This window comes from Pseudomonas sp. G1002 (genome assembly GCF_013385455.1).
Taxonomy (GTDB): Bacteria; Pseudomonadota; Gammaproteobacteria; order Pseudomonadales; family Pseudomonadaceae; genus Aquipseudomonas.
Genome location: NZ_JACAPY010000031.1, coordinates 35698 through 46108 on the forward strand (window position 1 = coordinate 35698; position 10411 = coordinate 46108).

Genomic DNA, 10411 nt, shown 5'->3' on the forward strand with positions numbered 1-10411 from the left:
GTCGCGGCGGCCCGCGGAGTAACGGATATACACCCCACCCTAACCCCGCGCAGCAAACACCCCCCGAGCAATCGACCGAGCCACACAATCAGCCGCCGCCGACCCAATCCGCCCAATCTCCACCTGCCGCCGAGGCCCATCCGCCACCTCCACTGCCCCCGAAGCCAACGCAAAAACCGTATCCCCATCAAACGGCAAATGCGCTGGCCGCACCGCCCGGGCAATCCCGTCCTGCGCCATGATCGCCACCCGCTTGCACTCCGCCACCGTCAACCGCGCCGTACTCGCCACCACCACCAGCGTGGTATTGGCCCCCGCTTGCAGACGCCCCATGGAATCCAGCCGCGACAACTCCGGCATCGGATCACTGCAATCCATCTCCGTCACCGGCCGCGCCCCGCCAAACTCCCCCGCCACCTCCCAGGGCCACGCCCAGAACGTCTCGCCATCCGGCATGTAGACCGAACCAATCGGGTTAGCCACCACCAACGCGGCAACCACCAACCCATCGCCCAAATCCAGGGACGCCGTCCCCAGCCCGCCTTTCAACACCCCCGCCATGGCCCCACGTCCGGCCCCGACAGAGCCCAGCTCAAACTCCGGACCAGCATTGGCCAGCGCCTCGAACCCCAGTCGCCGGTAAGGCGGCTCCAGACCCCAATCCTTGTCCCCGCCATTGGCCAAATCATGCAACACCGCCGCCGGCACGATAGGAATCGCCGGCGCACCCGGCTTCAAATGCAACCCCACCTGGTCCTGGGACAACTTCGCCGCCACCGCATCCGCCGCCGCCAGGCCAAACACCGAGCCACCGGCAAACACCAGCGCGTGCAGCTGGCCCACCATGTTCTCCGGCTCCAGCGCCGCGGTTTCGCGACCACCTGGGCCTCCACCGCGAATGTCGATACTGGCAGTCCAGAAACCATCCGGGCGGATCACCGTGACGCCGGTGTCGGCGTACAGGTCTGTGGCGTGGCCAACCTCCAGGCCGGGAATATCAGTGAGGGCGTTGCGCGGGCCAGGTCTAGGCATACAGAAAAGCTTCCTTGGGTTTAGGTATGGCGTGGGGAGAGCAAGGGGTGTGCCAAGGAGGCGCTCCCCGGCCCAGCGTACGCTAGCAGCTTCGCGAAAAAATCCCCTGCACAAAAACCAACACCCTGCCCTCCCGCCTGTTAGAAAAACACCACCCGCCCCGCAAACCCTCCAACAACTCCTTGTTATCCAAGACTTTTCAGCGATGGCACAGCCTTTGCTCTCCTGCCTCCACCAGAGCTTGAACTTAACAAGCCGTCCTCGAACAAGGCCCGTTGCCTAACCACACTGGAGTGTTGCACATCATGAATCCATCACGCGCCGCAGGCCGCCGCCAACCCGGCAAGGCTTTCGCCCATACCCTGTTGTTCCTCGCCGTGTGCGAGGCCGTCAGCTACAGCAGCCTGACCCTCGCCGCCGACGCCCCGGCCAGCGACAACCCCCTGGACACCGTCGTGGTCATCGGCAACCGTGGCCAGGCCCGCACCCTGGCCGACAGCCCGGCGCCGGTAGACGTGATTTCTTCCAAGCAGTTGCTCGCCACCGGCCAGGGCGACCTGACCCGTGCCTTGAGCAAGGTGCTGCCGTCCCTCAACCAGCCGGCCTCGTCGGGCTTCGGTTCGACCTCGATCGTGCGCCCCATCAGCCTGCGCGGCTTGAACGGCGACCAGGTGCTGGTGCTGGTCAACGGCAAGCGCCGCCACAACAGCGCGCTGCTGAACAACGCCACCTCCCTCAACTCCGGCTCGCAACCGGTGGACCTGGACATGATCCCCACCGCCCTGGTGGATCACATCGAAGTCCTGCGTGACGGCGCCTCGGCGCAATACGGGTCGGACGCCATCGGCGGCGTGATCAACATCGTGCTCAAGCAAACCGACCACGGCGGCAGCTTGTCCACCACCTACGGCCAGAACTATGAAAACGGCGATGGCGAAACCGTGCGTCAAACCGGCAATGTCGGCCTGGCCCTGCCCAACGACGGTTTCATCAACCTCGCCCTGGACGTGAAGAAACAGGACGTCTCGGACCGTTCCGATGCGGCGCCGTACACCGACAGTGCCGGCAACACCAGCCAACGCCACACCTACTACGGCACCGGCTTGCCCGAGGCGAAGAACTTCAGCCTCGGCTACAACGCCGAGCTGCCGGTCGCCGACGCGCTGACCCTGTACTCGTTCTCGACCTACACCCACCGCAACTCGGAAAAGCCCCTGGCATTCCACCAGCCGCCGTCGTTCAACGGCATCCAGACCCCGTACCCGGAAGGTATCGAAGACAACCTGCGCTTCATCGAAGACGACTTCCAGGTGGCGTTTGGCGGCAAGGGCCAGGCCGCCGGCTGGGACTATGACCTGTCGAGCACCTACGGCCAGGACCATGCCCGGGCCACCCTCACCGACACCTACAACCTGAGCTACGGCCCGAACTCACCGACCTCGGTCGACACCGGCGTAAAAACCTTCAGCCAGTGGACCAACAACCTCGACCTGACCCGCGCCTTCGACCTCGGCCTGTACAAGCCGACGCAGATTTCCTGGGGCCTGGAACAGCGCTACGAAGACTACAAGATCGGCAAGGGTGACCTCGCCTCCTACGCCAGCGGACCGTTCGACACCGGTGCCAACGGCGCGATCATTCCACCCGGGACCATTTCCGGTGCCGGTACCACCCCGGCCGACGCCGCCGAAAAAAGCCGCATCAGCCTCGCGGGCTACGGCGAGATCGGCCAGGACCTCACCGACAAATGGCACGTGGACCTGGCCGGGCGCTACGAGCACTACAACGACGGCTCGGGCACCACCACCAACGGCAAGTTCTCCACCCGCTACCAGCTGACCCCGATCCTGGCCTTGCGCGGCACCGTCAGCACCGGGTTCCGCGCACCGTCCCTGGCCCAGCAGATCTACAGCTCCACCTCGCAAACCAGCGTCAACGGGCAACTGTTCGACTACCGCAACGTGGCGGTGAACTCCGATGTGGCCAAGGCCCTGGGCGCGACCACCCTCAAGCCTGAAAAGTCGACCAACTACAGCATCGGGCTGACCCTGCAACCCACTGACAACACCAACATCACCCTGGATGCCTACCAGATCGTGATCAAGGACCGCATCGCCCAGACCGGTTACCTGGGCGGCACGCCGCAAATCAGCGCGATCCTCGCCGCCGCCGGGCTCAACCCGAACCAGGCGGTGACCTACTTCACCAACGCCCTCGACACCACCACCCGCGGCGTTGACCTGGTGGGCGACTACCGCCAGGACATCGGTGCCTATGGCAGCCTGAAATACAGCGCCGGCTTCAACTGGAACACCACCCAGATCGACTCGATCCACGCCTCGACGGTGGCTGCCCAGGCCCTCGGCCCGGACGGTGGCTATGACCGCCAGCGCCAGGGCAACCTCAAGTACGGCTTGCCGCAATCCAAGCTGCTGCTGGGCACCACCTGGACCTACGACAAGGTTGAAACCAGCCTCAACCTGACCCGCTACGGCTCCTACACCGAGTACGGCACCGCCGAGATCTACGACCGCAACTTCGCGCCGACCTGGATCACCGACCTGAACATCGACTACCACCTGACCAAGGCCGTGACCCTGAATGCGGGAGCCAACAACCTGTTCAACAAGTACCCGAAACGCACCGACCTGGTAAGCAGTTCCGGCGGCTTCCCGTACGGTACCTTTTCGCCTTACGGCACCACCGGTGGCTATTGGTACACCGGCGTGACGTACGCCTTCTGACCCAGCCCGCGGGGCCGGTTCGCCGGCCCTGCGCCTGACCTTTTGCGGGAGCCTGCCCATGACCCGACGTACCGATCAACTCAAGCTGGGGGCCTTCCTGGCCAACAGCGGCCACCATGTATCGGCCTGGCGCCATCCCCTGGCCCAGGCGGATGCCAGCCTGGATTTCGAGCACTTCAAACACATCGCGCAAACCGCCGAACGCGGCAAATTCGACGCCTTGTTCGTCGCCGACGTGGTCGCCCTGTGGGGCCATCATCATGACGCCCTCAGCCGCACTGCCCGCGCCGAACACTTCGAACCCTTGACCCTGATGGCCGCTTTGGCAGCCGTCACCAGCAACATCGGCCTGATCGCCACCGCCACCACCAGCTACAACGAGCCGTACCATATCGCCCGCAAGTTCGCCTCCCTCGACCATCTGTCCAAGGGGCGCGCCGCCTGGAACCTGGTGACCTCGGTGGTCTCGGATGAGGCCTGGAACTTCGGCCGCGAAACCCATATCGACCATGGCGACCGCTACCAGCGCGCCGAAGAATTCCACGACGTGGTCAAGGGCCTGTGGGACAGCTGGGACGACGACGCCTTCACCCGCGACAAGGCCAGCGGGGAGTATTTCGACCCGGCCAAACTGCACACCCTGAATCATCGCGGCGAACATTTTTCCGTACGTGGCCCACTCAACGTCGCCCGCCCTCCACAGGGCCATCCGGTGCTGGTGCAGGCCGGTGCGTCGGAACCCGGCAAGGCCCTCGCCGCCCGCGTTGCCGAGCTGATTTTTGCGGTCAACCATGACCTGGCCGGCGCCCAGGCTTTCTATCAAGACATCAAGCAACGCGCCGCCGCCTTTGGCCGTGACCCCGACCACATCAAGATCCTGCCCGGTGTCACCCCGTTTATCGGCGAAACCCGCGAACAGGCCCAGGCGCTGTTCGAAGAGTTCCAGGCCCTGGTGGACCCGGTGCTGGGCTTGCGTTTCCTGGCCGACACCCTGGGCGATGACATCGACCTGTCGGGCTACGACCTCGACGGCCCGCTGCCGGAAACCCCGGTAGGCCAGCGCGGCAGCCGTCGCGACAAACTGCTGGAACTGGCCCGCAGCCAGAACCTGAGCATCCGCCAGCTGTACCTGCACCTGACCGCCGGCAACCCGATAATCGGCACCGCCGAAGACATTGCCGACTTCTTCGAGCAGTGGTTCGAAGCCCGTGCCTGTGACGGGTTTAATGTGTTCTTCCCGTACTTCCCGGGTGGCATCGACCTGTTCGTCGAGCAGGTAATCCCACTGCTGCAGCAACGCGGGCTGTTCCGCACCGAATACGAAGGCACCACCCTGCGGGAAAACCTCGGCCTGCCGCGCCCGGCCAATCGCTTTACCCAGGGAGTCACACCATGAAGCGCAGCGCATGGATGCTGGCAGTCGGCAGCCTGTTCGTCTCGAAGGCCTTTGCCCTGAACATTTTGCTGAGCAACGACGACGGTTATCAGCACCCCAATATTCGCGCCCTGTACACCGAGCTCAAGGCCCAGGGGCATACGGTGCGGATTGCCGCACCGCAGGCCGACCAGAGCGCACGGGGCGGTGCGTTTTTCTTTGGTCGCGAAGTCACCGTTGGCCATGACGACGACCCGGCCTACCCCGACAGTTACTACATCAGCACCACTGAAAACGGCGTGTGCCAAAGCCCCGAATGCGCCGGCAAAGACGTGCAGATCGAGATCAGCGGTACGCCGGTGATGGCCCTGCTGATGGGCCTGAAAAAAGTCATGCCCCACCCCGACCTGGTGATCGTCGGCCCCAACCCCGGGAATAACCTGGGGGCGATCAACAGCGCTTCCGGCACGTTCAACGTCGCCAGTGTCGCGGTGCAGGCGGGCATTCCGGCGCTGGCGGTCAGCACCGATTTGAAGGAGGCAGACCCACAACGCGCGGCGCAACTGGTGGCGAAACTGGTCAATGCCCTGGACCAGCATCGCCAGCCCGACGGCGCGCTCTTGCCCAAGGGCCTGGGCCTGAATATCAACCTGCCAAAAGACCCACGGATCAAGGGCGTGAAACTCACCCGCATCGGCAGCTACGTGGGCTTTGAAGCGGTGTACACCGACGACCTCAAGCAATTCAAGCTGCCGGGCAAACCCGGCATCGGCTTCCAGTACAGCCCCGCCGCCACCGCCGAGCAGCAGAAGCAGGATGAGGCGGTATGGCTCAACAAGGGTTACCTGACCATCAGCCCGTTCAGCGGCCTGCCGGAGTCGATCAACGCCGGCCCCGCCCTGCAAAAACAACTGGCCCGCGAGGTGCAGCCATGAGTTCGCGTTTTTCCCTGGGGTTTCTCAGCCGGGTCTACAGCCCCGGCTTCGAGCCCAAGGTCTACCGCGACACCGTGGAGTTGTTCAAGGTCGCCGAAGAGCTGGGCTTTGACAGTGGCTGGGTGGCGCAGCATCACTTCGCCAGCGAAAACGGCCGCCTGCCCTCGCCCCTGATATTGCTTGCCGCCATTGCCCAGCGCACCCGGCGGATCAGCCTGGGCACCGGGATTATCGTGTTGCCCCAGGAAGCGCCGCTGCGCCTGGCGGAAGACGCCTCGGTGCTGGACCTGTTGAGCAATGGCCGGCTGGAGCTGGGCCTGGGTGCGGGTTTTGATCCCGACACGTTCACCGCATTCGGTCGTGAGCCTGAGGCGCGCCACCGCGATTATGAGCAGCACCTGCAACAGTTGATCCATGCCCTGGGCAACGCCCCCCTGACCGACAGCGGCTCGCGCCTGTTGCCACGGGCAGCCGGCCTTGGGCAGCGAATCTGGGAAGCCACCTCACGGGTGGAACTGGTGGCCGAGCGCGGCCACGGCCTGATTATGGCGCCCAACCCGCACCTGCCGCCCGAAGCCGGGGTAGAACTGGTCAACCGCTATCGCAACGCCTGGACCGGTGACAACGGCACCCCGCCCCGTGTCACCCGGGTACAGGCGCTGATCCCGACCCCGGACGCCGCCACGCGCAACGATATCCAGGCCTACGTGCAACGCCAACAGAGCATCGGCGTGTACAAGGCGCCGGTGGATGATGATTTCGACGCCACCCTCAGGCGCCTCGGCATCCTGCACGGCCCGGTCGAGCAGATCATCGAGCAGTTGCAGCAAGGGCCGAGACTGACGGCCAACGACCACCTGGTGCTGCAAGTACAGACCGCCAGCACCCCGCTGCGGGAGGCGATCCGTGCCCTGGAAATCATCCGCGAACAGATCGCCCCGGCCCTCGGCTGGCAACCGACACTGCCCCAAGGAACCCTGACATGAGCTTCAAACTGGGCTTTCTCAGCCACGCCTTTGGCGACGATCCACAGCAGGTCTACCGCGACCTGATCGAACAATTCGAAGTCGCCGAGGCCCTCGGTTTCGACGGTGGCTGGATTGCCCAGCACCACCTGAGCAACGGCTTCGGCCGGCTGCCGTCGCCGCTGGTATTGCTGGCGGCGGTGGCCGAGCGAACCCGGCATATCGAACTGGGCACCGGGGTTATCGTGCTGCCTTTCGAAGACCCGATCCGCCTGGCGGAAGACGCCAGTGTGCTCGATGCCCTCAGCGGCGGCCGGGTGCAATTGGGCCTGGGCAGCGGCGGCGCCAACCTCGACAATTTCAGCGCGTTTGGCCGTGATGCCGTGCAACGCCAGGTCGATTTCAGCGAACACCAGCAGCAGGTCCAGCAGTTACTCGACGGCGAGGCATTGATGCCCCACAGCGCGCTGACCCTGCAACCGCCAGCAACCGGCTTGAGCAGCCGCTTGTGGCACTCCCACGGCAGCCTCGAAGGCGCGGCATACACCGCCAGCCAGGGCAACGGCTTGCTGCTGGGCACCGCCACCCACGATCCGCTGACGGTGCAAAAACCCCTGGCCGATGCCTACTTGAATGCCTGGACCCGCATCGATCGCCCACCGAGAATCGGCGTGGTGCGGGCAATTTTCCCGGCAGCGGATCGCGCCAGAGCCCAAGCGGAACTGGCGGTGGATATCGAGCGCCACATCCCGCGCCTGCAACGCGAAGGCCTGATTGATCAAGCCGTGGACCTGCAGGAGCACCTGCGCCTGATGAACGTGCACCACGGCCATCCCGACGAAGTGATCGCCAGCCTGCAACAGGACCCGTCCCTGCTGCCCTATGCTGACTACGTGATCGCCGTGGTCCAGGCCGAAAGCTCGACCCAGGCGCAGATCCTCAAGCGCCTGGAAATCATCGCCCGGGACATCGCCCCGGCCCTCGGATGGCGAGGACGAGAGTAGGATGATCAAACGCCCTGAAAGCGTCAGCTCCCGTAGCAGCTGTCGAGTGAAACGAGTCTGCGAAGCGGTGTGCCAGATACACCGCGAACGCAGCCTCGCCGGGGCTCGACAGCTGCTACGACGACGCGTGATGCTGATGCCAAACTATGGAGCCCGTGTATGCCCCTTGAATTCAGTTGGTTGATGCCCCTCTGTACCCCCGACTGGGCGGCGCGGCCGGGGCAGTGGATCCAGCTGGCCCAGGCGGTGGAATACGCCGGCATCGACGGCCTGTGGATCCCCGGCGGCGCGCTGTGTGCCGACAGCCTCGGGGTGGCGGCGGCGTTATGCGCCCACACCCGACGGGTGCAATTGTCGGTGAGCGTACCGCCGGAAGTCATGCTGCCGGCGGCCCTGGCCACCACCCTGCAAAGCCTGCAATCGATCAGCAGCCACCGGGTGCGACTGCACTTGCCCGACGGCGAACAAGGCAGCCTGCGCAGTGCGTTTGGCGAATGGCTGAACCGCGACCAGCGCAGCGAACGCATCGGCGAATACCTGGAGATTCTCCAACAACTGCTGGCACCGAATGACGGCGGCCTGGATTATCAAGGCCGCTATTTCCAACTGGAAAACGCCGGCGTCGCCCGCCGCGAACTGCCCGCGCCGCCACTGGTGCTGGACGACAGCCAAAGCCACGCGCTGGTGGCTGGCCACGCCCAGGTCTGCCTGTTGCGGCCTGGGCATCCGCAGTGGCTGGCCCAGGAAATACAACGCTGGCGCCAGCTTCAGCCGGGCCTGGCCTTTGCCTGTACCTTCGGCCTGGTCATCGGCGACAGCGAGGACCTGGCCTGGGAAACCGCCGCCGCCCTGCTGCCGACCCAGGACCTGCCCAACCACCGCATCGCCACCGTGCCCCGCGACCGTCACCCGTTGCGCCAGTGGGAGATCCACCCGAACCTGCTGCAACTGCACCCTGGCCAACCGTTGATCCTGGTGGGCACGCCCCGCCAAATCGCCACGCGCCTGCAGGAACTGCACGGCCTGGGCCTTGGCCACATCATCCTGCAAGGCGGCCCGGCGGTCGGCGAAGTGCTGCGCTTTGGTGAACAGATCCTGCCGCTGCTTTTTCAACACGGCCTGCGCAAGGAGCGCCTGCACCATGAACACTGAGGTTCGCCCCCCGATCCAGCTCGACTGGTTCCTGCCCACCAATGGCGACGGCCGCCACCTCACCAGCAGCGGCCTGCCCAAGGTCGGGCTGTTCCAGCAAGGCGAACGTGCCCCCACCCTCGATTACCTGCGCCAGATCGTGCGGGCTACCGAACAGGCCGGGTTCGACGGGATCATGGTGCCCACCGCCAGCGGTTTCGAGGATCCGTGGCTGATTACCGCGGTGCTGGCCCAGGAGGTGCGACGGCTTAAATTCCTCCTGACGTTGCGACCAGGCATGGAGCTGCCGGCCTATACCGCCCACCGTGCGGCGACCTTGCAATTGCTCAGCGAGAATCGCCTGGCGTTGCATGTGGTGACGGGGTCCAGCCGTTTTGAGCAGCGTTCGTTGGGGGATTTTCTCGAACACGATGAGCGTTATGCGCGTACTGCGGAGTTTTTGCAGGTGTTCCAGGCGGTGTGGGCTGGCAAGCAGCCGGCGCATCCGGGGCGCTACTACCGCAGTGGGATCAACACGCCGGTGGCGCCTGGGGCCGAGGTGCCGGCGATCTATTTTGGGGGCGCCTCCGAGGCTGCCGAGCAGGTGGGGGCTGCCCATGGGCAGACGTACCTGATGTGGTGTGAGCCGCCGGCGATGATTGCCGAGCGGGTGCTGCGGATGCGTGAGTTGGCCGCGATGCAGGGGCGGACGTTGCGCTTTGGGTTGCGCTTGCACATCTTTGCCGATCGCACTGACGAGGCGGCCTGGGCGCATGTGGAGCGGCTGTTGGAGGAGATACCCAAGGACGCCATTGACCAGGCGCAGCGGCAGATGGCCAAGTATGAATCGGTGGGGCAGAGTCGCCAGACCGAGTTGATGAAAGGCCGTGGGCGTGGGGCGCGGGAGCTGGAGGTTTCGGCCAACCTCTGGGCCGGTGTGGGCCTGGTACGGGGCGGGGCCGGGACGGCGCTGGTGGGGAGTTATGAGCGGGTGGCGGAGCGGATCGAGGAGTATCACCAGCTTGGGGTGGACAGCTTTATTCTCTCGGGGTTTCCGCATCTGGAAGAGTCGATTCATGTGGGGGCGGAGGTGTTGCCTTTGTTGCGCAGGATTGGGGCTTCGGGGAGGGATGTTGAGGTGGGTCGGGGTTGACCAGAGCGGTGTACATATCCGTTATTTGGGTAACGGCTGATATTGGTTCCGCTCTTACAGCGGCCTACCGGC

8 protein-coding genes are annotated in these 10411 nt (G+C 64.9%); 7 read left to right on the forward strand and 1 reads right to left on the reverse strand.

Going from position 1 to position 10411, the window contains the following annotated elements:
- Nucleotides 1-39 precede the first annotated feature (39 nt).
- Complete coding sequence (locus HX801_RS20965) at nucleotides 40-1032, reverse strand: P1 family peptidase (protein ID WP_003218615.1); 993 nt, start codon at nucleotides 1030-1032, stop codon at nucleotides 40-42.
- A 305-nt stretch (nucleotides 1033-1337) separates the two neighbouring features.
- Between HX801_RS20965 and HX801_RS20970 the strand changes: the two genes are divergently transcribed.
- The 7 genes from HX801_RS20970 (at nucleotide 1338) to HX801_RS21000 (ending at nucleotide 10339) form a co-directional block, all read left to right on the forward strand.
- The gene (locus HX801_RS20970) at nucleotides 1338-3776 is read left to right on the forward strand and encodes a TonB-dependent siderophore receptor (protein WP_003218616.1); all 2439 of its coding nucleotides are present in this window, start codon (nucleotides 1338-1340) and stop codon (nucleotides 3774-3776) included.
- Between the two features lie 58 nt (nucleotides 3777-3834).
- A complete protein-coding gene (locus HX801_RS20975; RefSeq protein ID WP_003218618.1) occupies nucleotides 3835-5172 on the forward strand; it encodes an LLM class flavin-dependent oxidoreductase in 1338 nt (445 codons plus the stop codon).
- On the forward strand, nucleotides 5169-6086 hold the full coding sequence (locus tag HX801_RS20980) for a 5'/3'-nucleotidase SurE (RefSeq protein ID WP_003218619.1): 918 nt from the start codon (nucleotides 5169-5171) through the stop codon (nucleotides 6084-6086). Before HX801_RS20975 ends, HX801_RS20980 begins: the two co-directional genes overlap by 4 nt.
- Nucleotides 6083-7072: an LLM class flavin-dependent oxidoreductase gene (locus tag HX801_RS20985; RefSeq protein ID WP_177022663.1), complete on the forward strand. Its 990-nt coding sequence runs from the start codon at nucleotides 6083-6085 to the stop codon at nucleotides 7070-7072. Before HX801_RS20980 ends, HX801_RS20985 begins: the two co-directional genes overlap by 4 nt.
- Nucleotides 7069-8055, forward strand: coding sequence for an LLM class flavin-dependent oxidoreductase (locus tag HX801_RS20990; protein ID WP_177022664.1), 987 nt, complete (start codon nucleotides 7069-7071; stop codon nucleotides 8053-8055). Before HX801_RS20985 ends, HX801_RS20990 begins: the two co-directional genes overlap by 4 nt.
- Nucleotides 8056-8214: 159 nt before the next feature.
- Nucleotides 8215-9207, forward strand: coding sequence for an LLM class flavin-dependent oxidoreductase (locus tag HX801_RS20995; RefSeq protein WP_087695234.1), 993 nt, complete (start codon nucleotides 8215-8217; stop codon nucleotides 9205-9207).
- Nucleotides 9197-10339 carry an LLM class flavin-dependent oxidoreductase gene (locus tag HX801_RS21000; protein WP_003218626.1) on the forward strand — a complete coding sequence of 381 codons (1143 nt, stop codon included), beginning with the start codon at nucleotides 9197-9199 and terminating at the stop codon, nucleotides 10337-10339. The genes HX801_RS20995 and HX801_RS21000 overlap by 11 nt, the downstream gene beginning before the upstream one ends.
- Nucleotides 10340-10411 lie beyond the last annotated feature (72 nt).